Annotated in this window: 1 protein-coding gene; it reads right to left on the bottom strand. The window is 51.8% G+C overall.

The annotated features are described in order from the left end of the window. Positions 1 to 14 precede the first annotated feature (14 nt). Positions 15 to 255: DUF6429 family protein (locus AB4Y34_RS42360; protein WP_368719365.1), on the bottom strand; the 241-nt coding region annotated here is incomplete at its 5' end.

Below are 255 nucleotides of genomic sequence, written 5' to 3'. Positions count from 1 at the left end.
AGAAGTTCGTTGAATCAATTTCCCGGTCTTTCTGGAATGACGAAATGCTGTTTAAAGAGCCGCTCGGACTCACGCAGTCCTTCTTCGGTAAAGATCACAGACTTCGTCCTGTTGACCGGGTCTTCGATGAAACCCCGTTCGTAGAGTCGGTTCAGCACATCCCAGTCGAAACCCTTCCATGCGCGGTATCGGGCATGCAGGGTCAGGTAGAGAAGTGCCAGGGCGACTTCATCAATTGCGTCGGTGTTGATGTTC

Origin of the sequence: Paraburkholderia sp. BR10954 (assembly GCF_040965775.1) — a bacterium.
Lineage (GTDB): Bacteria > Pseudomonadota > Gammaproteobacteria > Burkholderiales > Burkholderiaceae > Paraburkholderia > Paraburkholderia youngii.
Note: the sequence above shows the minus strand (reverse complement) of the source record. Positions and strands in the feature narration are given on the sequence as shown.